This is a genomic window from Rhodovulum sp. MB263 (assembly GCF_002073975.1).
Lineage (GTDB): Bacteria > Pseudomonadota > Alphaproteobacteria > Rhodobacterales > Rhodobacteraceae > Rhodovulum.
This window is the reverse complement of the sequence record NZ_CP020384.1, coordinates 3,001,635-3,027,078: the sequence shown is the minus strand read 5'-3', so window position 1 is coordinate 3,027,078 and position 25,444 is coordinate 3,001,635. Positions and strand designations below refer to the sequence as shown.

Annotated in this window: 19 protein-coding genes; 11 read left to right on the top strand and 8 right to left on the bottom strand. The window is 70.4% G+C overall.

Translation table 11 applies throughout. The features are described from left to right. Positions 1–80 precede the first annotated feature (80 nt). From B5V46_RS14035 to B5V46_RS13990, 10 genes are all read left to right on the top strand, one after another. Entirely contained in the window at positions 81–1,088 is a 1,008-nt protein-coding gene (locus B5V46_RS14035; protein ID WP_080617177.1) for a MoxR family ATPase, read from the top strand. Further along, the gene (locus B5V46_RS14030) at positions 1,085–1,960 is read left to right on the top strand and encodes a DUF58 domain-containing protein (protein WP_080617176.1); all 876 of its coding nucleotides are present in this window, start codon (positions 1,085–1,087) and stop codon (positions 1,958–1,960) included. Before B5V46_RS14035 ends, B5V46_RS14030 begins: the two co-directional genes overlap by 4 nt. Continuing rightward, positions 1,960–4,749 (top strand): DUF4159 domain-containing protein, encoded by a 2,790-nt coding sequence (locus tag B5V46_RS14025; RefSeq protein WP_080617175.1) that lies wholly within the window; start codon positions 1,960–1,962, stop codon positions 4,747–4,749. The genes B5V46_RS14030 and B5V46_RS14025 overlap by 1 nt, the downstream gene beginning before the upstream one ends. Then, entirely contained in the window at positions 4,746–6,797 is a 2,052-nt protein-coding gene (locus B5V46_RS14020; protein ID WP_080617174.1) for a glutamine amidotransferase, read from the top strand. The genes B5V46_RS14025 and B5V46_RS14020 overlap by 4 nt, the downstream gene beginning before the upstream one ends. 81 nt (positions 6,798–6,878) lie before the next feature. Further along, a complete protein-coding gene (locus B5V46_RS14015; protein WP_080617173.1) occupies positions 6,879–8,312 on the top strand; it encodes an FAD-linked oxidase C-terminal domain-containing protein in 1,434 nt (477 codons plus the stop codon). A gap of 73 nt (positions 8,313–8,385) precedes the next feature. Next, positions 8,386–9,477 (top strand): FAD-binding protein, encoded by a 1,092-nt coding sequence (locus tag B5V46_RS14010; RefSeq protein ID WP_080617172.1) that lies wholly within the window; start codon positions 8,386–8,388, stop codon positions 9,475–9,477. Between the two features lie 4 nt (positions 9,478–9,481). Beyond that, positions 9,482–10,768, top strand: coding sequence for a glycolate oxidase subunit GlcF (glcF, locus tag B5V46_RS14005; RefSeq protein WP_080617171.1), 1,287 nt, complete (start codon positions 9,482–9,484; stop codon positions 10,766–10,768). A gap of 158 nt (positions 10,769–10,926) precedes the next feature. Continuing rightward, complete coding sequence (locus B5V46_RS14000) at positions 10,927–11,754, top strand: serine protease (RefSeq protein WP_196774258.1); 828 nt, start codon at positions 10,927–10,929, stop codon at positions 11,752–11,754. A gap of 205 nt (positions 11,755–11,959) precedes the next feature. Continuing rightward, the gene (locus tag B5V46_RS13995; protein WP_080617170.1) at positions 11,960–12,442 is read left to right on the top strand and encodes an Hsp20 family protein; all 483 of its coding nucleotides are present in this window, start codon (positions 11,960–11,962) and stop codon (positions 12,440–12,442) included. A gap of 226 nt (positions 12,443–12,668) precedes the next feature. Beyond that, positions 12,669–12,935 (top strand): hypothetical protein, encoded by a 267-nt coding sequence (locus B5V46_RS13990; protein WP_080617169.1) that lies wholly within the window; start codon positions 12,669–12,671, stop codon positions 12,933–12,935. Between the two features lie 130 nt (positions 12,936–13,065). Here B5V46_RS13990 and B5V46_RS13985 read toward each other — a convergent pair whose 3' ends face one another. Next, entirely contained in the window at positions 13,066–15,000 is a 1,935-nt protein-coding gene (locus tag B5V46_RS13985; protein ID WP_080617168.1) for an elongation factor G, read from the bottom strand. A 261-nt stretch (positions 15,001–15,261) separates the two neighbouring features. Continuing rightward, positions 15,262–16,734 carry an NAD-dependent succinate-semialdehyde dehydrogenase gene (locus tag B5V46_RS13980; protein ID WP_080617167.1) on the bottom strand — a complete coding sequence of 491 codons (1,473 nt, stop codon included), beginning with the start codon at positions 16,732–16,734 and terminating at the stop codon, positions 15,262–15,264. Between the two features lie 56 nt (positions 16,735–16,790). Here B5V46_RS13980 and B5V46_RS13975 point away from each other — a divergent pair, with 56 nt between their 5' ends. Further along, entirely contained in the window at positions 16,791–17,606 is an 816-nt protein-coding gene (locus B5V46_RS13975) for an alpha/beta hydrolase (RefSeq protein ID WP_080618069.1), read from the top strand. Between the two features lie 675 nt (positions 17,607–18,281). On the opposite strand, the gene B5V46_RS13965 is transcribed toward B5V46_RS13975, so the two are convergent. From B5V46_RS13965 to B5V46_RS13940, 6 genes are all read right to left on the bottom strand, one after another. Next, on the bottom strand, positions 18,282–19,271 hold the full coding sequence (locus B5V46_RS13965; protein ID WP_080617165.1) for a P1 family peptidase: 990 nt from the start codon (positions 19,269–19,271) through the stop codon (positions 18,282–18,284). A 65-nt stretch (positions 19,272–19,336) separates the two neighbouring features. After that, complete coding sequence (locus tag B5V46_RS13960; RefSeq protein ID WP_080617164.1) at positions 19,337–20,458, bottom strand: hypothetical protein; 1,122 nt, start codon at positions 20,456–20,458, stop codon at positions 19,337–19,339. Continuing rightward, positions 20,451–21,899 (bottom strand): aldehyde dehydrogenase family protein, encoded by a 1,449-nt coding sequence (locus B5V46_RS13955; RefSeq protein WP_080617163.1) that lies wholly within the window; start codon positions 21,897–21,899, stop codon positions 20,451–20,453. The genes B5V46_RS13960 and B5V46_RS13955 overlap by 8 nt, the downstream gene beginning before the upstream one ends. Before the next feature lie 6 nt (positions 21,900–21,905). Then, complete coding sequence (locus B5V46_RS13950) at positions 21,906–23,477, bottom strand: ABC transporter ATP-binding protein (RefSeq protein ID WP_080617162.1); 1,572 nt, start codon at positions 23,475–23,477, stop codon at positions 21,906–21,908. Beyond that, positions 23,474–24,295, bottom strand: coding sequence for an ABC transporter permease (locus tag B5V46_RS13945; protein WP_080617161.1), 822 nt, complete (start codon positions 24,293–24,295; stop codon positions 23,474–23,476). The genes B5V46_RS13950 and B5V46_RS13945 overlap by 4 nt, the downstream gene beginning before the upstream one ends. Continuing rightward, positions 24,292–25,236, bottom strand: a complete 945-nt coding sequence (locus B5V46_RS13940; protein WP_080617160.1) for an ABC transporter permease — start codon at positions 25,234–25,236, stop codon at positions 24,292–24,294. The genes B5V46_RS13945 and B5V46_RS13940 overlap by 4 nt, the downstream gene beginning before the upstream one ends. Positions 25,237–25,444 lie beyond the last annotated feature (208 nt).

Sequence of the window (25,444 nt, the reverse complement as noted above, 5' to 3'; positions counted from 1 at the left end):
GTCCGGACCGGTTTTTTGCCATTTGTGGTAGGGGGGATATCTGCCGATAATACTCCATATAGGCGAACAGGAGAAAAGTCATGTCCGACGAGACCGAACTGGTGGCCGCGATCGAGACGCTGGGCGAGAAGCTCGCACAGGCCAAGGCCTCGATCACCCGGCGCTTCATCGGTCAGGAGCGGGTCGTCGATCTGACGCTTTCGGCACTGCTCTGCGGCGGGCATGCCCTGCTGATCGGGCTGCCGGGGCTTGGAAAGACCCGGCTGGTCGGCACGCTCTCGACGGTGATGGGGCTGAACGGCGCGCGGATCCAGTTCACGCCTGACCTGATGCCCGCCGACATTCTGGGCTCGGAGGTGCTGGAGACCGCGCCTGACGGCTCGCGCGCCTTCCGCTTCATCGAGGGGCCGATCTTCTGCCAGCTGCTGATGGCCGACGAGATCAACCGCGCCAGCCCGCGGACCCAGTCGGCGCTGTTGCAGGCGATGCAGGAGAAATCTGTGACCATCGCGGGCGAGGCGCATCCGCTGTCGCCGCCCTTCCATGTGCTCGCGACCCAGAACCCCATCGAGCAGGAGGGCACCTATCCGCTGCCCGAGGCCCAGCTCGACCGCTTTCTGGTGCGCATCGACGTGCCCTATCCCGACCGCAAGACCGAGCATGACATCCTTCTGGCCACCACCGGGGTCGCCGAGGACGAGGCCCATGCCGTCTTCACCGCCGACGAACTGATCGCCGCGCAGAAGATCGTGCGGCGGATGCCGGTCGGCGAGGGCGTGGTCGAGCTGATCCTCGATCTGGTGCGCGCCTGCCGCCCGGCCGAGCCCGAGGCGCCGAAGATCGTGCGCGAGGCCGTGGCCTGGGGGCCGGGGCCGCGTGCCGCGCAGGCGCTGATGCTGACGGTCCGGGCGCAGGCCCTGCTGGAAGGCCGGCTCGCGCCCTCGGCCGAGGATGTGCTGAAGATGGCCGGGCCGGTGCTGATCCACCGCATGGCGCTGAGCTTTGCCGCTCGTGCCCGGGGCGAGGATCTGCCCCGGATCATCGAGGCCGTGGCGCGAGAGACCGTGCAGGTCGAGGCCGCGGCGTGATTGCCGCCGCCGCCCTCCGCGCCCGCGCCGAGGGGCTGGCCGGGGCATTGCCGCCACTTCTGGCCGAGGCCGAGCATCTGGCCCAGGCCGTGCTGCTCGGCGAGCATGGACGGCGGCGGGCGGGGTTCGGCGATGAATTCTGGCAATACCGCCCGACCCATTCCGGCGACGAGGCGCGGATGATCGACTGGCGCCGCTCGGCCCGCTCGGATGCGCATTTCGTGCGCGAGAAGGAATGGCAGGCGGCGCAAAGCGTGCTGCTCTGGGTCGATGACGCGGCCTCGATGGGGTTTTCCGGCGCGAATGACCATCCGCCCAAGGTCGAGCGCGCCCGGGTGCTGGCGCTGGCGCTTGCGGTGCTTCTGACCCGCGGCGGCGAGCGGGTGGGGCTTCTTGGCTCCGACCTGCCGCCCCGGCGCGGTCCGCACCAGATCCTCCGGCTGACCGAGGCGCTGGGGCGGGCGCTGTCGACAAGCGATTACGGGTTGCCCGCGACCGGGGGCATGCCGCCCCATTCGCGCGCGGTTTTTCTGTCGGATTTCCTCGGCGATCTCGCCCCGATCGAGACCGCGCTGACCGAGGCCGCCGACCGGGGTGTCAAGGGCGCGCTGTTGCAGGTACTCGACCCGGCCGAGGAGGCCTTCCCCTTCGACGGGCGCACCATCTTCGAGAGCATGGGCGGCGGCCTGCGCCATGAGACGCTGAAGGCGGGCGATCTGCGCGACCGCTATCTGGCGCGGCTGGCCGAGCGCAAGGCGCGGCTGGCCGATCTGGCGCGGGTGACGGGCTGGCATTATTCGGCGCATCACACCGGCGAGGGTGCGCAGGGCGCGCTGCTGTGGATCTACCGCGCGCTGGAGCGCAGGCGCTGATGGCGGGTCTCAGTGCCTTCGGCTTCACCGCGCCGCTCCTGCTCTGGGGACTGGTCCTGCTGCCGGCACTGTGGTTTCTGCTGCGCGCGGTGCCGCCCGCGCCGATCCGGCGGCGCTTTCCGGGCGTCGCCCTGCTGCTGGGGCTTGCCGATGACGAGGCCCAGACCGACCGCACGCCCTGGTGGCTTCTGCTCCTGCGCATGCTGGCGGCGGCGGCGCTGATCCTCGGCTTCGCCGGGCCGGTCCTGAACCCGCAGGAGCGCACGCCCGGGCAGGGCCCGCTGCTGGTCCTGCTGGATGGAAGCTGGGCCGATGCCCGCGACTGGCCACGCCGGATCGACCGGCTGGAGGCGGTTCTGGACGAGGCCGGGCGCGACGGGCGTCCGGTGGCGGTGGTGCTGGCGACCGATCTGCCGGGCGAGGGGGGCGGGGGGCTGCCGTTCCAGGTCGCCGAGCTCTGGTCCGCGCGGCTGGCCGGGGTGCAACCGGCCGCCTGGCTGCCCGATCCTGAGGCGGTTGCGGCCTGGGCCGAAGGGCTCGAGGGGCGGTTCGACACTGTCTGGCTGTCGGGCGGGCTCGACTGGCCGGGGCGCACGGCGCTGCTCTCGGCGCTCGAAGACCACGGCCGGGTCTCGGTGCTGGAAAGCCCGCGCGCGCTGATGGCGCTGCGCCCGGCCGTTTTCAGCGACGGGGCCATCGCGCTGACCGCGCTGCGGTCCCGGCCCGGCCCCGGCACCGAGGCGGTGCTGACCGCGACCGGGCGCGATCCGGCCGGGGTCGAGCGGGTGCTGGCGCGCCTGCCGGTCGGTTTCGTCCCGGGCGAGACCGAGGTCAGGGCCGAGCTTGTGCTGCCGCCCGAATTGCGCAACCGGATCTCGCGCTTTGCCATCGAGGGGGTGCGCTCGGCCGGGGCGGTCAGCCTGAGCGATGACAGCCTGAGGCGCCGCGAGGTGGCGCTGATCGCGGGGCACGAGAACCGCGAGGGGCTGCAACTCCTGTCGCCGCTCCATTACCTGCAACAGGCGCTTGCCCCAACCGCCGATCTGATCGAGGGCACGCTGGGCGATGTAGTGCTGGCGCATCCCGATGTGATCGTGCTGGCGGATGTCGCGACGCTGTCGCCGGCCGAATCCGAGGCCCTGCAGGGATGGGTCGAGGCGGGTGGCATGCTGCTGCGCTTTGCCGGGCCGCGGCTTGCGGCCTCGGATGTCAGCCGCGCCGAGGAAGACCCCTTGATGCCGGTCCGGCTGCGGGCCGGCGGGCGCACCGTCGGCGGGGCGATGAGCTGGGGCGAGCCGAAGACGCTGCGCCCCTTCGGCGAGGCCTCGCCCTTCTTCGGGCTGCCTGTGCCGGACGATGTGCGGGTCAATGCGCAGGTGATGGCGCAACCCGACCCTTCGCTGGCCGGGCGTTCCATCGCGGCGCTGAGCGATGGCACGCCGCTTGTGACGCGCAAGAAGCTGGGGCAGGGCGAGGTGGTGCTGTTCCATGTCACCGCCAATGCCGAATGGTCGACCCTGCCGCTGTCGGGGCTGTTCGTGCAGATGCTCGAGCGGCTTGCCGTCTCGACCCGACCAGCCCGTCCCGATGCGCTCGAACTGGCGGGCACGACCTGGGTCCCGGAAACCGTTCTCGACGCCTTCGGTGCGCTGGGCGAGGCCGGAGCCCTGCCCGGCGTGGCGGGCGAGGCGCTGGCCGAGGCCCGGCCCGGACCCGGTCTGCCGCCCGGGCTTTACGCCGGCGAGGACCGGCGGCTTGCGGTGAACGTGATCGGCGCCGGGACCGTCCTGAGCCCCGCTGCCTGGCCCGCCCGGATTGCGGTCGAGGGCTTTGCCGTGGCGCGCGAGACGGTTCTGAAGGGCTGGGTTCTGGCGCTGGCCCTGGCGCTGCTGGCCGTCGATATCCTGGCCTCGCTCTGGCTGTCGGGGCGGCTGCGCGGTGCACGGGTGGCATCCCGGGCGGGCGGGGCGATGGTGCTGGCGCTGGCGCTGATGCTGCCGGGCGGGCTGCGCGCCGAGGAGGCGGTGCCGGATGACGCGCTGGCGCTGAAGGCCACGACGGAGGTGGTTCTGGCCCATGTCCGGACCGGCGACGCACAGGTCGACCGGATCGCCGATGCCGGGCTCAGGGGGCTTTCGAGAAAGCTTGAAGAGCGGACCTCGATCGAGCCTGCCGCGCCCATTGCCGTCGATCTGGAAACCGATGAGCTGTCTTTCTTTCCCTTCCTCTACTGGCCGGTGACGGTAAATCAGCCGATGCCTTCGCCCGATGCCTATGCCCGGCTCAACCGCTATCTGAGGACCGGCGGCATGATCCTGTTCGACACCCGCGATGCCGATGTGGCGGCCTATGGCGGCGGCTCGTCCGAGGGGCGGCGGCTGCAGCAACTGGCGCGCCCGCTCGACATTCCGCCGCTGGAACCGATACCCCCGGACCATGTGCTGACCCGCACCTTCTACCTGTTGCAGGACTTTCCCGGACGCAATGCCGGCCGTGAGGTCTGGGTCGAGGCCGCCCCCGCCGATGCCGAGCGGGTCGAGGGCATGCCGTTCCGAGATCTCAATGACGGGGTGACGCCGGTGGTGATCGGCGGCAATGACTGGGCCTCGGCCTGGGCCGTCGACGCGCAGGGCGTGGCGATGTTCCCGGTCGGGCGCGGCTATGCCGGAGACCGTCAGCGCGAGATCGCCTTCCGCTTCGGGATCAACCTCATCATGCATGTGCTGACCGGCAACTACAAATCCGACCAGGTCCATGTGCCCGCGCTGCTCGACAGGCTCGGCCAGTGACGGGCGAGGTGATCTTCGACCCGCTCCTGCCGCTGCCGCTGATCTGGGCGCTGGCGGTTCTGGCCGCGGGGATCGTGGCCTTCGCGCTCTGGCGCGGTCTGGCAGGCTGGTGGCTGAGGGGGCTTGCCGCGCTGGCGATCCTGGCGGCGCTGGCCAATCCCTCGCTGCAGACCGAGCTGCGCACGCCCCTGTCCGATATCGTGGTGCTGGTGGTCGATGAAAGCGCCTCGCAGCGGTTGTCGGACCGGCCCGAGCAGACCGCCCGCGCGGTCGAGCGGGTCCGGGCCGAGGTCGCGGCGCTCGGCGACACCGAGCTGCGCATCGTCCGGCTTGGCGATGGCGCGGGCGACGAGGGCACGCTGCTGATGACGGCGCTGTCCGAGGCGCTGGCAGAGGTGCCGCGGGCGCGGCTGGCGGGCGCGATCCTGCTGACCGACGGCCAGCTCCACGATCTCGACCGCGCGCCTGCGCTGCCCGCGCCGCTCCATGCGCTGCTGACCGGGCGGGAAGAGGACTGGGACCGGCGGCTTCTGGTCGAGAACGCGCCCGCCTTCGCGATCCTCGGCGAAGAGGTCACCCTGACCCTGAAGATCGAGGATCAGGGCGCGGTGCCCAAGCCGATGGGCGACACGACCTCTGTCACGGTCTCGGTCGATGGCGGCACACCGCAAAGCTACCAGGTGCCAGTCGGGCAGGTACTCGACGTGCCGGTGGTGCTCGATCATGCCGGGCAGAATGTCATCCAGTTCTCGGTCGCGGCCGAGGAGGGCGAGCTGACCGACCGCAACAATGCCGCCATCGTCCAGATCAACGGCGTGCGCGACCGGCTGCGGGTGCTGCTGGTCTCGGGCGAGCCGCATCCGGGCGAGCGCACCTGGCGCAACCTGCTGAAATCGGACAGTTCCGTCGATCTGGTGCATTTCACCATCCTGCGTCCGCCGGACAAGCATGACGGGGTGCCGGTCTCGGAACTGTCGCTGATCGCCTTTCCGACCCGCGAGCTGTTTCTCGACAAGATCGACGAGTTCGACCTGATCATCTTCGATCGCTACAAGCGGCGCGGCATCCTGCCCTCGATCTATTTCGACAATGTGCGCGATTACGTCGAGAAGGGCGGGGCGCTGCTGATCGCGGCCGGGCCCGATTTCGCCGGGGCCGAGTCGATCTACCGCTCGCCGCTGGCCGATATCCTGCCCGCCGAGCCGAGCGCGCGGGTGATCGAGCAGGGCTACCGCCCCGAGATCACCGGGCTTGGCCGGCGCCACCCGGTGACCGAGGGGCTGAAGGCCGAAGCGGGTGGCGCCTGGGGGCGCTGGTTCCGTCTGATCGACCTGCTGCCGAAGCGGGGCGAGGTCGTGATGAGCGGCATTGACGAGCGCCCGCTGCTGGTGCTCGACCGCGTCGGCGAGGGGCGCGTCGCGCTTCTGGCCTCCGACCATGCCTGGCTCTGGAGCCGGGGCTTCGAGGGCGGCGGGCCGCAGCTCGAGCTGCTTCGGCGGCTGGCGCATTGGATGATGAAGGAGCCCGAGCTGGAAGAGGAGGCGCTGAGCGCCACCGCCGAGGGCCAGGTGATGACGATCACCCGCCGCTCGCTGTCGGAAGAGCCCCGAAGCGTCGAGATCGCGCGGCCCGATGGCGGCACCGACCGGCTCGATCTGGTCGAGACCGCGCCGGGCCGGTTCGCGGCAACCTATGAAGGGCCCGAGATGGGGCTTTACCGGCTGACGGACGGCACGCTGGGGACGGTGATCGCGCTGGGCCCCGCGGCCCCGCGCGAATTCGAGCAGACCATCGCCGATGGCGCCCGGCTTGAGGCGCCGGTCTCGGCCACGCGCGGCGGGATCGTGGCGCTGTCGGAGGGGATGCCGGATCTGCGCCGGGTGCGCGAGGGGCGGACCGCCCATGGCCGGGGCTGGCTCGGGATCACCCCGCGCGAGGCCTATCTGACCAGCGACGTGACGATCAGGCCGCTGGCCCCTGCCTGGGCCTTCCTGTTGCTGGCGGGGCTGTTGAGCCTTGTTGCCTGGCTCCGCGAGGGACGGCGCTGATCCAGGCCTCGGGCAGTCTCCTCTTGCCAATGGCGCGCTCCGGTCATATTTTTTGACCAATTCGAGGGAGGAGAGCCGGACATGCAGATGCCCGTCCCCGACGCCCGGGTGATGGCGAAGAAGGATCATGTGCTGCGTCGCCTGATGGCGGTGCTGCCCGAGGGGGCGGTCATTCACGATCCGACCGAGACCCGTGCCTATGAATGCGATGCGCTGACCGCCTATCGCTGCCCGCCTCTGGCCGCCGTGCTGCCGGCCTCGACCGCCGAGGTCTCGGCCGTGCTGCGGATCTGCCATGAGGAAGGCGTGCCGGTGGTGCCGCGCGGTTCGGGCACGTCGCTTGCGGGGGGCGCACTGCCCACCGCAGATTGCGTGATCCTGGGCGTGGCGAAGCTCAATGAGGTGCTCGAGGTCGATTACCCCAACCGCATGATCCGGGTGCAGGCGGGGCGCACCAACCTGTCGGTCAGTGCCGCGGTCGAGGGCGATGGCTGGTTCTATGCGCCCGATCCGTCCTCGCAGCTGGCCTGTGCCATCGCGGGCAATATCGCGATGAACTCGGGCGGCGCGCATTGCCTGAAATACGGGGTGACGACCAACAACCTGCTGGGCGTGACCATGGTCCTGATGGACGGCACCGTGGTCGAGATCGGCGGCGCCCATCTCGATGCGGCGGGCTATGACTGGCTGGGCGTGATCTGCGGCTCGGAGGGCCAGTTGGGCGTCGTGACCGAGGCCAGCCTCAGGATCCTGCCCAGGCCAGAGGGCGCGCGGCCGGTGCTGATGGGCTTCGGCTCGTCCGAGGTGGCGGGGGCCTGCGTCGCCGACATCATCCGGGCGGGCGTGCTGCCGGTCGCCATCGAGTTCATGGACCGGCCCTGCATCGAGGCGACCGAGGCCTTCGCGCAGGCGGGCTATCCCGATTGCGAGGCGCTTTTGATCGTCGAGGTCGAGGGCAGCCCGGCCGAGATCGACGAGCAGCTGGCGCTGATCCTGCGGATCGCGCGGGCGCATGACCCGGTCGAGCTGCGCGAAAGCGGTTCGGCCGAGGAAAGCGCGCGGATCTGGCTGGGGCGCAAGTCGGCCTTCGGGGCGATGGGGCAGCTGGGCGATTACATGTGTCTCGACGGCACCATCCCGGTTTCGGCCCTGCCCGAAGTGCTGCGCCGGATCGGCGAGCTGTCGGCCGAGGTCGGGCTGAGCGTCGCCAATGTCTTTCATGCCGGCGACGGCAACATGCATCCGCTGATCCTGTTCGATGCCAATGCCCCGGGCGATCTGGAGCGCTGCGAGGCGCTGGGCGCCGAGATCCTGAAGCTTTGCGTCGAGGCGGGCGGCTGTCTGACCGGCGAGCATGGCGTCGGCGTCGAGAAGCGCGACCTGATGGGGGTGCAATATGCGCCCGCGGATCTCGAGGCGCAGATGCGGGTGAAGGACGTGTTCGATCCGGGCTGGCTTCTGAACCCGGCCAAGGTGTTTCCGCTGCAGGCCAGTGCCGGGCGGCGCGCGGGGTGAAGGGGGCTGTCCGCCCCCCTCTTGTCCTGACGGACAATTCACCCCCCCGAGGGTATTTGGACCAGGAAGAATGATGAGACCTGAGACAGAGGCCGAGCTGGCCGGAATGGTAGCGGCGGCAGAGGCGCCGTTTCGGATCGAAGGCGGCGGCACGCGCGGCCCTGGTGGCGCGGGGGCGGGGCTGAGCCTTTCGGCGCTGTCGGGCGTCGTGCTCTACGAGCCGGGCGCGCTGACCCTGGTGGTGAAGGCGGGCACGGCTCTGGCCGATGTCGAGGCGGTGCTGGCGGCCGAGGGGCAGCGGCTGGCCTTCGAGCCGATGGATCATCGCAGGCTTCTGGGCCGCGCGGGCGTGCCGACCATCGGCGGGGTGGCGGCGGCGAATGTCTCGGGGCCGCGCCGGGTGCAGGCCGGGGCCTGCCGGGATGCCATGCTGGGGGTGCGCTTCGTCGACGGTCGCGGCGCGGTGATCCGGAATGGCGGGCGGGTGATGAAGAACGTCACTGGTTATGATCTGGTCAGGCTGATGGCGGGCAGCCGGGGCACGCTGGGGGTTCTGACCGAGATCGCCTTCAAGGTTCTGCCGGTGCCCGAGGCTGCGGCGACGCTGGTTCTGGAGGGGCTGTCCGAGGAGGCGGCTGTCGCGGCGATGGCGGCTGCGCTGGGGGCGCCTTTCGACGTGTCGGGCGCGGCGCATCTGCCAGAGACGGGCGAGACGCTGATCCGCATCGAGGGTTTCGCAGCCTCGGTCGGGTATCGCGCCGGGCGGTTTTCGGAACTGCTGGGCCGGTTCGGGGCGGCGCGGATCGAGCGCGATCCGGAGGCCGGGGCGGCGCTCTGGCGCCGGGTGCGCGATGTCGAGGATTTCGCGGACCGGCCGGGCGATGTCTGGCGGATCTCGGTCCGGCCCTCGGACGGGCCGCGGGCGGCCCGCGCCGCCGGGGCCGGGGCTGCGGTCTATGACTGGGGCGGCGGGCTGGTCTGGGTTCTGGTGGAGGCGGGGCGCGACATCCGCCCGGATCTGGCCGGGATTGCGGGCCATGCGACGCGGGTCCGGGGTGCGGGGCCGCTCACCACTGCCGAGCCTGCGCCGCTGGCCGCGATGGCGGCGCGGCTCAAGGCGGCCTTCGACCCGAAGAACATTCTCAATCCGGGGGCGATGGGCTGAACCGATGCAGACGAATTTCACCGAGGCGCAGCTGCAGGACCCGGCGCTTGCCCGGGCCAACGAGATCCTCAGGGCCTGCGTTCATTGCGGCTTCTGTACCGCGACCTGCCCGACCTATCAGATCCTCGGCGACGAGCTCGACAGTCCGCGCGGACGGATCTACCTGATCAAGGACATGCTCGAGAGCGGCCGGCCCGCCGATGAGAAGACCGTGCGTCATGTCGACCGCTGCCTGTCCTGCCTTGCCTGCATGACGACCTGCCCCTCGGGCGTGCATTACATGCATCTGGTCGATCAGGCCCGCGCCCATATCGAGGCGACCTACCGGCGGCCCTGGCGCGACCGGGCTTTGCGCTGGCTGGTGGCGAAGACGCTGCCCTTTCCGGGGCGGTTCCGGGTCGCGCTGCGGTTGGCGCGGCTGGGGCGGCCGTTCGCGCGGCTGATGCCCGATCCGCGGCTTCGGGCCATGCTGGAGATGGCGCCGCCTGATCTTCGCCCGCCGGGCGAGAGCGACCGGCCGCAGGTGTTTCCGGCCCGGGGCGCGCGACGGATGCGGGTCGCGCTTCTGACCGGTTGCGCGCAGAAGGCGCTCGATCCCGATATCAACGATGCGACCATCCGGGTGCTGACCCGGCACGGGGTCGAGGTGGTGGTGGCGCGCGGCATGGGCTGCTGCGGGGCGCTGACCCATCATATGGGCCGCGCCGGGGAGGCTCATGCCCAGGCGGCACAGGCGATCCGGGCCTGGTCGGCCGAGATCGCGGGCGAGGGGCTTGACGCCATCGTCGTCAATACCAGCGGCTGCGGCACCACGGTGAAGGATTACGGCCACATGTTCCGCAACGATCCGCTGGCCGGGCAGGCGGCGGCGGTGGCCGAACGCGCGGTGGACATTTCCGAACTGCTCGAGCGGCTGGATCTGCCGCCCGGCCGGGGCGGGCTGCGCGTGGCCTATCATGCGGCCTGCTCGCTGCAGCACGGGCAGAAGGTGAAGGACGCGCCGAAGACGGTGCTGCGCCGGGCGGGCTTCGAGGTGGTCGAGCCGGTCGATGCGCATCTGTGCTGCGGGTCGGCCGGCACCTACAATCTGCTTCAGCCCGGGATCGCGGGGCAGCTGAAGGCGCGCAAGGTCCGGACATTGGAAGCGAAGGCGCCGGATGTGATCGCGGCGGGCAATATCGGCTGCATCGCGCAGATCGGCTCGGGCACGGGTGTGCCGGTCCTGCATACGGTCGAGCTGGTCGACTGGGCGACCGGCGGGCCGCGGCCGCGGGCGCTGGGGGCGGGCTGAGCGTCATTCCCTGTCGGTGACGGCCCGGATGCCGTATCCCGCCCGGCGCATGCCGCAATATCGCCGTGCGCGGGTGCCAGGGCGGCGGGATGCATCCATGCCGCCTTTTCTTTCCGCGTCCTGATGCGCTTTGCCGCCGGAGCCTGCGTCTCCGGGGGGTGGTGCTGGCCGGGATGATCGCGGGTGCCGCCGCGTCCGAGGCCGCGCTTGGGGGAACGGCCGGGACGGGCGCCGACCGGCCGCTGCAACCGCTTGTTACCGGCCAGGAGTCGCGGGGCTGGGAGGCGGTCGGGCGGCTCGAACTGGGCGGGGGCGGCTTCTGCACGGCCGCGCTGGTCGCGCCCGATCAGGTGCTGACCGCCGCGCATTGCCTCTTTGACGGGACAACCGGCCATCGGCTGCCGCTGGCGGGGCTGGAATTCCGCGCGGGCTGGCGCAACGGCCGGGCCGAAGCCTTGCGCCGCATCCGGCGCGGCGCGGTGCATCCCGGTTACATCCATGGCAAGGCGGCCTCGGTCGGCCGGGTGCGGCACGATCTGGCATTGCTGGAGCTTGACCGGGCGATCCGCCTGCCGGGGCTCGTGCCCTTCGGCATCGTACCCGGGCCGCGGCAGGGCGAGGCAGTGGCGGTGGTGTCCCATGCGCGCGAGCGCCCGGACATGGCCTCGCTGCAGGAGGGCTGCCATGTGCTGGCCGGGATCGATGGCGTGGTGATGCTGTCCTGCGCGGTCGGTTTCGGAGCCTCCGGCGCGCCGGTCTTCCGGATCGGGGACGGCCTGCCGCGCATCCTGTCGGTGGTCTCGGCCAGGGCCGCGTTCGGAACAGATGAGGTGGCGCTGGCTGCGGTCCCTCATGACGGGCTGAAGGGGCTGCGCGCAGGGCTGGCGGCGGATCGCCTCGTCGCGGCGCGCCGGGGGCGCCATGGCATGTCCCGGTTCGGCACGGGATTGGTGCCCGGCGCTGACGTCAGGCCTCTGCGGCCCTGATCCCGGCGCGACAGCGCAAGGGCAGGGGCAGGGGGCTTTCCGGCAGGGTGTTCCGGACGGCCACAGGCGCCGCCGTGAAGGTCTTGACACCGGCCCCGCCCGTTCCCAGCTAGAGATTGCGGACGCCTTCTGGGTCCGCGAAACCGGCCTGTCCCCTGTCGGGAGGGCCAGCAGACAGACGACATCGCTCAATGGAGGATGCACCATGCGTCACTATGATTTTGCCCCGCTTTACCGCGCCACCGTCGGCTTCGACCGGGTCGCGGACCTGATGGACCGGGTGATGGCCAGCGACATGGCCCAGCCGACCTATCCGCCTTACAATATCGAGAAGACCTCGGAGCAGGGCTACCGGATCTCGGTCGCCGTGGCCGGCTTTGCCGCCGATGAACTGGCGGTCGAGGTCAAGGACGGCGCGCTGGTGATCGCCGCGCGCAAGGCGCCCGAGGAGACCGAGCGGACCTTCCTGCATCGCGGCATCGCGACCCGCGCCTTCGAGCGCCGCTTTGCCTTGGCCGATCATGTCCGCGTGACCGGCGCGACCCATGCCGACGGCATGCTGCATGTCGATCTGATGCGCGAGGTGCCCGAGGCGCTGAAGCCCCGCCGGATCGAGATCTCGAGCGATGTGGCGCGCAGCATCGAGGCCCGCGAGACTGCCGCGCAGCCCGAGGGCGCGGCGGTCTGAGCGACCGAATTCGGAGCAGGCGATCATGGGCGCGCGGGACATCCCGCGCGCCCTTTCGTGCCAACCCCGCGCGCAGAGGCCGGGCCTTCCGGCAGGACGATGGCCCGCAAGCCCGATTGGCGCAGGTCATCTTTCATTCGAAGCATCTTCCGGTTTCCCGGCCCGTGCCGGCCGTGGCACGATGCCTGAGCGACGAAAATACGGGCATCACGCGGAGGATTTGCGAATGGACCCCCTGCCTCGTTTCAAGAAGGCCCTGCACGCGACCTGGGCCTGGTATCTGGCGCAGTCGGCTTTCGTCAGGGCAATTCTTCTCGTTCCGATCGTCTGCGGCCTTCTGATGACATTCCTGATCGGAAATATGGGCCTTGCCCTGATGGGAACGGCAGTTGCCATAAATGCCTTTCTGGCGGGCTGGATCGGCGGCGCGATTGCCGTTGTGGTGAGCAAGGCGCTTCAGATCATCGCCAGGGATGGTCGTCACTCCCGTTGATCACCGGCTGATCATCGGCCGGGACGCGGGGGGCAGGGCGTCTCCTGCGCCCCTCCTCGTTGCTGGCCTCCCGAGGGGCGGGCCGCGCCGGTGTCTGCGGCAGCCCGTCCCGTCAGGCAAGGCGCGCCGGTCAGGCCAGCTCGGCGGCACGAGCCTCGCGGATGCGGTCGGCATCCTTGCCGTGAAGCTCCTCGTAATGGTCGAAATGGCTCTCGAACCAGGCGGTGCCCTGGCTGAGACCGCCCAGCGCCTGGAACAGCTCTTCCCGGGCCGCGGCCGGAAGCAGCGCCCGGAACAGGTCCCAGCCGCGGGCGCGGCCATGGGTCTCGAAGCCCAGGACCTGGCCCTTGAGGCTGCTGACCAGCGCCACCAGCGAGCCCGAATGGATCGTCGGCACATGGATCTCGACCCGCTCGATCGGCTGCAGCACGACCGTGCCGGCCTGCTCCAGCGCCTCGCGTATCCCGGCCTTGGCCGCGGTGCGGAAGGCATGGTCCGAGCTGTCGACCGCATGGGCCTTGCCGTCGAGCAGCGTCACCGCGACATCGACCACCGGAAAGCCGAGCGGCCCGCGCTCCATCGCCTCGCGCGCCCCGGCCTCGACCGCGGGAATGTAGTTGCGGGGCACGGTGCCGCCCTTGATGGTCTCGTCGAAGGCAAAGCCCGCGCCGCGCCCCTGCGGCAGGACCGCCAGCACCACATCGGCGAACTGCCCGGCACCGCCCGATTGCTTGCGGTGGCGGTAATGGGTCTCGACCGGCTTCGTCACGGTCTCGCGGTAGATCCCCGAGACCGGCTGCTCGACCGCCTCGATGCCGAAATCCTCGGCCAGCCTGGCCAGCACCCGGCGCAGATGGATCGGGCCCTGCAGATGCACAACCGCATGACCGGTCTCGCCATCCTGCGCGGTCTCCATCCCCGGATCGGTCGCCGCCATCCGGCCCAGGGCGGCCGAGAGGCGCGCATCGTCGCGTTCGTTCGCGGGCAGGAGCAGGCGCGGATAGCTCGGCGGCCGGCCGCGGGTCCAGCGCGGCAGCGGCAGGCTGGTTTCGGCGCCATAGGCCATGCCCGGGTCGAGATGGTCGGACTTGACCGCCACCGCCAGCGTGCCGGGGTCGAGCGGTTCGGCCACCGCCTTGCCGTCGATCCCGGTCAGGGTGCCGAGCGCGGCCCCGGCCAGCGGCTCGCCATGGCGGATGCCCCGGCCCAGCGCCCGGATCAGGGTCGATTTGCCGACATGCTTGCGGGTGTCGGAGGCGACGCCCAGGGCCAGCGGCGCCTCGATCCCGAGCCGGCGCCCGATCGCCTCGCGCCCCGGTGCCTCGTGGCGCAGCGCCTTCATCAGCCGGCTCAGCCCGTTGCCATGGCTTGCGGCGCCCAGATAGGCGGCCATGATCGCATTGTCGCGATGGGCCCCGGCTAGGATGGAGTATACCTCCTCCGAGGCGGGTGCGCGGTCCTCGATGAGCTGTTCCATCAGCCCGTCATCGAAATCGGCCAGGTGCTCGAGCAACTCGCCCCGGGCCTCCTGCTCGCGGTCCTGGATCGCGGAGGGGATCTCGATCAGCTTCGAGCTTTGCCCCTCGCGATACTGGAAGGCGCGTTCCGAGACCAGATCGACCGAGCCCGTCACATGGCCCTCGGCATCCCGCATCGGCACCTGGCGCAGGACGATATGGTGGTTGGCATAGGCCTGCAGCGCGCCGACGATGTCGCGGATCCGGGCCTCGTCCTGGTCCATCTTGTTGATGAAGATGAAGCAGGGCACCTGGGACTGTTCGATCAGCCGCAGATAGGGCGCGGCCAGCACCGCCATGTCGGGGTCGGGGCCCACGCAGAGAATGGCGGCATCCGAGGCGGCCAGCGCCTCGCCGGCCTGGCCCAGATGGTCGGGCCCGCCCTCGATGTCGAACCCGGCCCAGGCCTCGCCCAGATAGGAGAACTGGCTGACGGTCAGGGCGTCGGTGAAGGCGGCCGTGACCGGTCGGCCCTCGAGCTCGCCCAGCGCCCCGAGCAACGTCGTCTTGCCGGATTGCGTCGGGCCCAGGATGGTGAAGCAGCGCATGCGATGAAATCCTCCTGTCGGTGGCGTCGAACGGGTCGATCCGCCGCCCCGAGGAGGTCCTGCGCCCGGGTCCGGCATCGGCGGGGGCCGGTCCCGGAGGTCGGGTGCGGCCGCCTGTGGCGTCGGGCCGCCGTCCCGTCTGGGTCCGATGTTCCGCCGACAGGCGCTTCGGGGTCAAGGCGGAAATGACCGCAGGCGGGCCGGTTGTCCCGGTCCGCCTGCGCCGTTCTCTCATCTTTCGTCGGGGCTGCCGGTCCCGGGTCAGACCGACATGCAGATGTATTTCATCTCGAGATAGTCCTCGATGCCGTGCCGGCTGCCCTCGCGGCCGAGCCCCGATTGCTTGACGCCCCCGAAGGGCGCGACCTCGGTCGAGATCACACCGGTATTGACGCCGACGATGCCATATTCCAGCGCCTCGGCCACCTTGTAGACCCGCGACAGGTCGCGGGCGTAGAAATACGAGGCCAGCCCGAAGATGGTGTCATTGGCCATGGCGATGACGTCATCCTCGGTCTCGAAGCGGAACAGCGGCGCCAGCGGGCCGAAGGTCTCGTCGGTGGCGAACTGCATCTCGCGGGTGGCGCCGGTGACGATGGTGGGCTCGAAGAAGGTGCCGCCGCGCTGATGCGGCTTGCCGCCGAGGATGACCTTCGCGCCCTTGGCGGTGGCGTCGGCCAGATGGGTCTCGACCTTCTCGCGCGCGGCCTCCGAGATCAGCGGGCCGAGATCGGTGCCCTCCTCCATGCCGTCGCCGACCCTGAGCTTGCCGACCGCCTCGACCAGCTTGGCGGCGAAGGCGTCATAGACGCCCGCCTGCACGTAGATCCGGTTGGCGCAGACGCAGGTCTGGCCGTTATTGCGGAACTTGCAGGCGATGGCGCCCAGCACGGCGGCGTCGAGATCGGCATCGTCGAACACGATGAAGGGGGCATTGCCGCCCAGCTCCATCGAGCATTTCTTGACCTGATCGGCGGCCTGGCGCAGCAGGATGCGGCCGACCCCGGTCGAGCCGGTGAAGGTGATCTTGCGCACCAGCGGATTCTCGCTGAATTCGAGGCCGATATCGGGCGATTTCGTCGAGGTGACAACCGAGAAAAGCCCCTTGGGCAGGCCCGCGCGCTCGGCCAGAACGGCCATGGCCAGCGCCGAAAGCGGGGTCTCGGCGGCGGGCTTGATGACGATGGCGCAGCCCGCGGCCAGCGCCGGCGCGGCCTTGCGGGTGATCATCGCATTGGGAAAGTTCCAGGGCGTGATCGCGGCCACGACGCCCACCGGCTGGCGGATCACGGTCAGGCGCTTGTCGGGCTGGTGGCCGGGAATGGTCTCGCCATAGATCCGCTTGGCCTCTTCGGCGAACCATTCGACGAAGGAGGCGCCATAGGCGATCTCGCCCCGGGCCTCGGCCAGCGGCTTGCCCATCTCGGCGGTCAGGATCATGGCCAGATCGTCCTGCGCGGCCATCAATAGATCGTACCATTTGCGCATGGTGTTGGCGCGCTCTTTCGCGGTCTTCGCGGCCCAGCGTTTCTGTGCGGCGGCCGCGGCCTCGATGGCGCGCGCGGTCTCGGCGCGGCCCATCTCGGGCACCTCGCAGAGGGTCTCGCCATCGGCCGGGTTGGTCACCGCGAAGGTCGCGCCGTCATCGGCACCGGCCCAGTCGCCGGCCAGATAGGCCCGGGTTTCCAGCAGGTCCGGGTCCTTGAGCAGGCTCTTGAGGTCGCGTGCAGGCATCGATACGTCTCCCTTGGATGGTCTGTGACCCGTATTTGGAGGCGCGACAAATGGTCATGCAAGCGGAAACTGTCGACTGGGACGATGCCTATGCAAACACTCCCCACATTCCCGACTCGGAAACCTATCCGGCGCGGCTCACGGCGGCGGCCGAAGCGTTCCGGAAAGGCGTCCGGGCCGAGCTCGACCGCCCGTATGGCGATCATCCCCGCCAGCGTTTCGATCTGTTCTTCCCGGAGACGGAGCCGAGGGGGCTGATGGTCTTCGTCCATGGCGGCTACTGGATGCGGTTCGACAAGTCCTTCTGGTCGCATATGGCCGAAGCGGCGCTGGCGCGGGGCTTTGCAGCGGCGCTGCCCTCCTACCGGCTGGCGCCCGAGGTCACGATCCCCGAGATCACCGCGGATATCCGCGCCGCGGTCGCGGCGGCCGCCGGCTGCGTGGAGACGGGGCCGCTGGTGCTGGCCGGGCATTCGGCGGGGGGCCATCTGGTGGCGCGGATGCTCTGCCCCGATGCCGCGCTGCCCGGGAGGGTTGCCGACCGGATCGCCCGGGCGATGCCGATCTCGCTGCTTTCCGACCTGCGCCCGCTGCTCAGGACCAGGATGGCCGGCCCGCTCGGGCTCGATGCAGAGATCGCTGCGGCCGAAAGCCCGGCGCTGATGACGCCCTTGGCCGATGTGCCGGTCCATGTCTGGGTCGGCGGCGACGAGCGTCCGGTCTTTATCGATCAGGCGCGCTGGCTGGCCGAGGCCTGGACTGGCGCGGCGCTGACCGTGGATCCGGGGCATCATCATTTCAACGTGATCGACGGGCTTGCGCGGGCCGACAGCCCGCTTGCCACGGCGCTGTTCGACGGGCTTGAGATCTAGCATCCCCGCAAGGCTGTTCCTCCGCTGCGGGCGGGCAGCACCGGGCGCAGCGGTCCCGGCAATCGGGCATTTGCCGCGGCGGCGTTCCGGCCGGTGGGGCGGGCCGCGCCGTGGCGCGGGCTTCCGCCGGAATTGGGCAAATGGGTCTGGGGTCTTCACGCTTTCGGAGCGCGGAAATCTCCGCGGTCCGGGAGCGCCTTGTCAATGAGGGGAGGGCGCGGCCCGCGGTGAGACGACTGGCAGAAGGCAGGGCCTCGGTCTCGGGGGACAGGGCGTTCGCGCGGGGGCCGATCACGAGAATTCCTGCCGGCATCGATGTGTCTCGGGCGCCTGTCCGGTTGCGTTTCCGGCCGGCCCTCGCGGCGATGGTCTGATCGCGGCCTGATCGGGGGCGCGCCGGGCGGTGCCCATCCCATCGCCGAGACCGCCAGGGGCGCCGGATATCTGCGCGCATTCCGGTCCGGCCTGCGCGGCGCCGAGGCCCCAATCCGGGCCTGCGCTCTCTGCATTCACCGTGCCGGGCGGCAGCAGATCGGGAATTCCTCTCGGCGGAGCAAACGGTTCGGGTTTCCCTGCGCAGCGAGAAAACCCGCCTCGGGGTCATGGGGGCGATTGCCTCGTTTCGGCCCTCGGCGGACCCAAGGGGAATGCAGGCGGCCCCCCACCCGGGGCGTCTCAGGCGCCGAACCGGTCCTGCCAGCAGGGCTGCGGGTCGCCGGGAGCCGGGCGTGCCAGATAGACGCCGCGGGCGATGGCCCGGGCCAGGCAGATGGCGGCGGCATGGCCCAGCCTGAGCGCCTCGAACCCGCCCCCGGGCAGCGGCTTTGCCCCGGTCGCGGCGGCAAAGACCAGATCGCCGTCGAAGGGCGTATGGCTCGGCACCAGCGCGCGGGCCATGCCGTCATGGGCGGCAATGGCCATCCGCGTGGCCTGGGCCTGTGTCAGCGCCGCATCGGTCGCGACGATGGCGATGGTGGTCGACTGGCCGAGCTTGGCCTCGGGCCGCGGCTCGGCATAGGGGTCGTGGCGCCCCGGCCCAAGCCCGCCGAACTCGGCCCCGATCTCGAAGGGGGCGGCCCAGAATTCCGGCCCGCCCCCCATCACCGCCGAGCCCAGCGCATTGACCGCGACCAGCGCACCGACGGTGATGCCGCTCTCCAGCACCAGCGAGGCCGAGCCCAGCCCGCCCTTCAGATCGGCCGTGGTGGCGCCGAGCCCCGCGCCCGCGCTGCCCAGCTCGATCTCGTCCGAGACGGCCGCCAGCGCCGCCCGGCCAAGCGCGCGATACGGGGCCTCGTCCCAGCTCTTGTCGCCGCCATTGGCCAGATCGAACAGGATCGCCCCCGGCACGATCGGTACCCGCTGCCCCGCGACCTCAAAGCCGCGTCCCATGGCGCGCAGCCCCTCGGTCACGCCGGCCGCGGCATCGAGCCCGAAGGCCGAGCCACCCGACAGAACCAGCGCATCGACCTCCTGCACCAGCCGGTCGGGCGCCAGCAGATCGGTCTCGCGGGTGCCGGGCGCGCCGCCCATCACATGCACCCCGGCCACGAAGGGCGCCTCGCCCAGCAGAACCGTCACGCCGGTCTTCACCCGCGCATCCCCGGCCTGGCCGACCGTCAGCCCCGCCACATCGGTCACAAGGTTCCGTGGTCCCGGCCGCATCGCGCCCCTTTCGTCTTCTTCTTGGTAAAAATACCCATGACACGCGGCCCGAAGAAAGCCCGGCGTCAGGACGAAGCCTCTCCGTCGCCAAGGACGCGCCGAAGCAGCGCCCTGAGCGCTTCATCGACCCTGCCGCTGCCGGGCATTGTCAGCCGCCCGCTGGATTTCCACCCGGTCGAGACCGCCGCGCAGTGCCAGTAACCGGCCTCCTGTCGCACGAAGCGGTGTTTGAAGGGCAGCCGTTCGAGCCTGTGCACATCCCAGTTGAACCGGCCCGCAAGCCGTCCCGGCGCGACCGCATATTTGATCGGGCAGGCATGTTCTTCCTCGGGCAGGACAAAATGGTCGACATGGTGCAGCGGCGGCTGCGCCTCGGGGGCCGGCACCCGCCAGCGGCCCCGGAAAGGCGCAAAACCGATGGGATGGGCCACGGCCATGTCGAAGACGCTGCGGCCTTCGGACCAGACCAGCTCGTCGATATCGGAATTCAGAACGGCCCGCGCGCCATAGAGATAGCGCAGCCGGGCAAGGTTCATCATGGCCGGACGGAAGAACTTGGCCCGGTGCGGGTTCGACACGCCCCGGATCACCGGTCCGTAGGGCACGGGCGCCGAGACCACATGCGCGGCAAGCCCGGTCTCCTCGATGACGCGCGCGATATCGCCGGGCGCATAGGCATCCGATCCGTTGTCGATGAACAGAAAGGCCTCGGCCCCCTGCGTCTTGCGGTGAAACAGGGCATGGTCGCGGACCCACTGCAGGTCGTTGTTGCGCGAAATCGTCAGCAGAACATTGCGTCCGGCGAAGGGCTCGGGCCGGGCCCGTCCGACGGCCGCTTCCACCGCCCAGCCCTCGCCCTCGACGCGCATACGCTCTGGCCTCGCGGGCGCGGGCAGCCGCCATATCTCGTGGCGCTGGAACCGGCGGCGGCGCAGCCGTGCGGGGCGACCGTCCAGCAGGACCCTGGCCTGCGACAGCGGCCGGGCCAGATTGAGCAGGAGCGGCGCGATCACCGTCACCTCGCCGCGATCCTCGCGCCAGAACGCATCGTACCACAAGGTGGTGCGGTCATAATTGGCCTCGTAGCGCGCATCGCGGGCCTCCGGCGGGGCCATGTCGTCGCGCCGGAGCGGCGTTGCCGACAGCCCGGCCGGGTTCAGTTCCGTCACGGGGGCAGTTTCATCCATGGCGGGCAGCCACCGTCTTCAGAACCGAAAAACCGTACAAAGCCTGAAATCCTTTCTCGCGGCCGTGCCCCGACAGGCCGGTGCCGCCGAAGGGCAGCTCGACGCCGCCGCCGGCACCGTAATTGTTGAGATAGACCTGGCCCGCGCGCAGCTTGCGGGCCATCCGCATCTGCCGTGCGCCATCGCGGGTCCAGACCGCGGCGACCAGTCCGTAACCGGTGCCATTGGCAATGGCCACCGCCTCCTCCTCGTCGCCGAACGGTATCACCACCTGCACCGGGCCGAGGATCTCGGCCTGGGCCAGACGGTGCCCGGGCGGCACCCGGGTCAGCAGCCGCGGCGCCACGTAATAGCCGCCCGCGGGCGCATTGCCGATGATCCGGCCCTCGGCCGCGGTCTCGAGATCCTCGCCCTTCTTGAGGTAATCCAGCACGATCTCCTTCTGCCGGGACGAGATCAGCGGCCCGAGATTGAGATCCTCGAGTGCGGGCCCGACCCAGAGCCCGCGATAGGCTTCGGCCATGCGCCCGACCAGCTCGTCGTAAAGCCGCCGCTCGACCAGGATGCGCGACGCGGCCGAGCAGCTCTGGCCCGCATTCTGCAACCCGCCATTGACCAGGAAGGGCAGCGCCGCTTCGAGATCGGCATCGGCAAAGACGATCTGGGGCGACTTGCCGCCGAGCTCGAGCGTCACCGGCGCGACATGGCGCGCGGCCTCGGCCTGAACCTTGCGCCCGACCGAAAGCGAGCCCGTGAACGAGATGTGATCGACCCCGGGATGCGAGGCCAGCGCCGCGCCCGCCTCCTCGCCAAGGCCCGGTACCACGTTCAGCGCGCCATCGGGCAGGCCCGCCTCCTCGGCCAGCTTGGCGAAGGCCAGCGCGGTCAGGCAGGCCTCTTCGGCGGGTTTCAGCACGCAGGCATTGCCCATCGCCAGCGCCGCGCCGACCGAGCGCCCGATGATCTGCATCGGGTAGTTCCAGGGAATGATATGGCCCGTCACCCCATGCGGCTCGCGCAGGGTGTAGACGGTATAGCCCTCCATGTAGGGGATGGTCTCGCCCGTCACCTTGTCGGCGGCGCCGCCGTAGAATTCGAGATAGCGCGCCAGCGTCATAGCATCGGCGCGGGCCTGGGTCAGCGGCTTGCCGACATCGGTCGCCTCGATCCGCGCCAGCGTCTCGGCCCGGCCGCGCACGAACTGGCCGATCCGGGTCAGCACGCGCCCGCGCTCGGTCGCGGTCATCCGGCCCCAGGGGCCCTGGCGCGCCTCGTCGGCCGCGGTGACCGCAGCGTCGATATCGGCCACCTTGCCGCGCGCGATCGAGCCGATCGGCGCCCCGGTCGAGGGATTCTCGACGGCGAGGAAATCGCGGCTGGCAGGGGGCTGCCAGACCCCGCCGATGAAGCAGCGGTCGGTTTCGAACCAAAGCTCGCGCATATGTGTCTAATCCGGTTCCTTCAGCTTCGGAGCGGCGGCCAACAACGCCTTGGTATAGGCATGCGCCGGTTCATGCAGTACCTTTTCTGTCGCCCCTTCCTCTACGATCCTGCCGGCCTTCATCACAAGCACCCGTTCGGTGATCGACCTGACCACCGAGAGGTCGTGACTGATGAAAAGATAGGACAGGCCGAAACGCGCCCTGAGATCCGCCAGAAGGTCGAGGATCTGTGCCCTGACCCGAACGTCAAGCGCCGAGACCGCCTCGTCAAGCACGATCAGATCGGGCCGGGCGATCAGGGCCCGGGCGATGGCGATCCGTTGCCGCTGGCCGCCCGAGAATTCGTGGATGAAGCGCGTGCGGTCCGCCGGCTCGAGCCCCACGGCGGTCAGCGCCTCGTCGATCCGGGCCGTGGCATCGGCGGGGCGGCCGGTCAGGTGGAACGGCTCGGCGATCAGCCGGGCGACGCTATGGCGCGGATTGAAGCTGCCATAGGTGTCCTGGAAGACCGCGTTCATCCTGCGCCGGATCTGCCTGGGCATCGGTGTCCCGGCCCGGATCGCGGTGCCGCCAAGCCGGATCTCGCCGCCCTGAAGCGGCTCGAGCCCCAGAACGGCGCGCGCGAGGGTTGATTTGCCGCATCCCGATTCGCCCACGAGGCCGAGGCTTTCCCCGCGCGCGATGGCGAAGCTGACGCCGTCGACCGCGCGCTGCGGCGGCGGTCGGCGCCACAGCCCGCGATGCGGGCCGGGATAGGTGCGGACCGCGCCCCTGACCTCGAGAAGCGGCGGACCGGGCAGTGGCGGGGCGCTCGAAGGTCTGTGCGTCGAGGCGGCGACAAGGGCGCGGGTATAGGGGTGGCTTGGGGCGGCAAGCACGGCTCCGGCCGGGCCCTCCTCGACGATCTCGCCCGCGCGCATCACCGCCAGACGGTCGGCAAATCCCGAGATCACCGCCAGATCATGGGTGATCAGCAAAAGCCCCATACCGGTCTCGGCCACCAGCGCCTTCAGCAGATCGAGGATCCGTGCCTGGGTGGTGACATCGAGCGCGGTGGTCGGCTCGTCGGCGATCAGCAGTTGCGGGCGCAGGGCGATGGCCATGGCGATGCAGACCCGCTGGCGCTGCCCGCCCGAGAGCTCATGCGGAAAGCGGCCGGGGGAAAACCGCTCGGGCGGCAGCCCGACCCGGTGCAGGAGCCGCGCAGCCGCGCGCCGCGCTTCGGCCCGGCTTGCCTCGCCATGCACGATCAGCGTCTCGGCGACCTGATCCCCGATCGTCTTGACCGGGTTCAGCGCGGTCATCGGCTCCTGGAAGATCATCCCCAGATCGCGGCCGCGTATCCGGCACATCTGCCGTTCGGACAGATCCATCAGGTCGCGCCCGTCGAGACGGATCCGGCCCCCGGCCCGCGCGCCCTCGGGCAGAAGCCGCATCAGCGCAAGCGCGGTCATCGACTTGCCCGAGCCGCTTTCGCCCGCAAGCCCCAGGATCTCGCCCCGGCCGATCCCGAGCGAAACCTGCCGGAGCACCGGCAGCTCGTTGATGCGGAGGCTTAGCCCCTCGATCGCGATCACCGGGCGGCTCTCCTCAGCCGGGGATCGAGCGCGTCGCGGAGCCCGTCGCCCAGAAGGTTCAGCCCGAGCACGGTCAGCACGATGGCCAGGCCGGGCAGGATCGCCAGCCGGGGCGCGCTGTAGATCATGGTCTGCGCCTCGGCCAGCATCCGGCCCCAGCTGGGCGTCGGCGGCTGCGCCCCGAGCCCGACATAGGACAGCCCCGCCTCGGCGAGGATGCCGAGGCTGAACTGGATCGTGGCCTGCACGATCAGCAGATTGGCGATATTGGGCAGGACATGTTCGGTGCTGATGCGGGCCCGGCCCTTGCCCGACAGTTCGGCCGCGCGGATATAATCGAGCGTCCAGAGGCCGAGTGCGGCGCCGCGCGTGACCCGGGCGAAGACCGGGATGTTGAAGATGCCGATGGCAAGGATCGCGTTCAGCGCCGAGGGGCCGAGAATGGCGGTGATCAGGATCGCGATCACCAGCGCCGGGAAGGCGAAGATCAGGTCGTTCATGCGCATGACGATCTCGTCGAGCCAACCGCCGCGGGTTGCTGCCGCCATCAGCCCCAGCGGCACGCCCGCGCCCATGCCGATGCCGACCGCGACCAGCGCCACCGCGATCGAGCTGCGCGCGCCCACCATCAGCATCGACAGCATGTCCCGGCCCAGATGGTCGGTTCCCAGCGGATGGGCGTCACCGGGCGGGCGCAGCCGCTCGGCGATGTTCAGCGCGGCGACGTCATGGGGCACCCAGACAAGCGACAGCGCCGCCAGCGCCAGCACGCTGCCGCTGAGCAGGCCGCCCGCGATCAGGGCCGGACGCGCGCTCATCGGCGCCTCAGCCGCGGATCGACCGCAGCATAGGCCAGATCGACGAGGAAGGTGACGAGGATCACCGCGAAGACCAGCAGCATCACCACGCTTTCGACCACGATCAGGTCGCGCTGGGTGATGGCCTGGAAGATCAGCCGCCCGAGCCCGGGCAGGAAGAACACGTTCTCGATGATGATGGCCCCCGCCAGCAGAAAGGAGAATTGCAGCCCGAGGATGGTCAGGACCGGGATCAGCGCGTTGCGGAAGGCATGGCGGCGGAGCGCCTGGGCCCGGCTCAGGCCCTTGGCGCGGGCGCTGCGGATATAGTCCTGCCCCAGCGTCTCGATCAGCGCCGAGCGCATCACCCGCGCGAGGATCGCGGCCTGGGGCAGGGCCAGCGCCACGGCCGGAAGCGTCAGCGCCTTGATGCCGGGGCCAAGCCCCGCCTCCCAGCCCGGAAAGCCGCCCGCCGAGACCCAGCGCAGCTTGACCGCGAAGACCAGCACCAGAAGCATCGCGAACCAGAAATTCGGCACCGCGATGCCCAGCTGCGTCGCCGCCATGATCCCCAGATCTGCCGGTCGCCCGCGCCGTGCCGCGGCCCAGAGCCCCACCGGCAGCGCGATCGCCGTCGACAGCGCCAGCGCATAGGCCGCGAGCGGCAGCGAGACCGCGAGCCGCTCGGTCACCAGATCGGCGACCGGCACGCGATAGGTGTAGGACAGCCCCATGTCGCCGGTCGCGAGCCCCGAGACCCAGTCGAGATAGCGCGCCCAGAGCGTGCCCGAGAGCCCCAGCTCGTCGCGCAGCGCCGCCACCGTCTCGGGCGCGGCGTTCAGCCCCAGCATGTAGGCGGCCGGATCGCCCGGGATCACCTCGATGGCCGCAAAGATCGCGAGACTGGCGGCGACCAGGCTCAGCGACAGCGACAGGAGGCGGGTCAGGGCATATCGCAGCATGGCGCCGAAACTAGGCCAAGGGGCGGGGGGCGCGCCAGTGCAATCGCCGTCGCGATGGCCGGCGTGCCAGCTTGCCAGACCGGGCGGCGGCTGTATCCTCGCAACCGGGCGTCGCGCCGATGGCGTCGCGCGCGGGGGGCGTTTGGCGCCCCGTTGCCCGGCGCTTGCCGCCTGTTCTCCTGTACGCCGGGAAGATCCGATGCCCCGG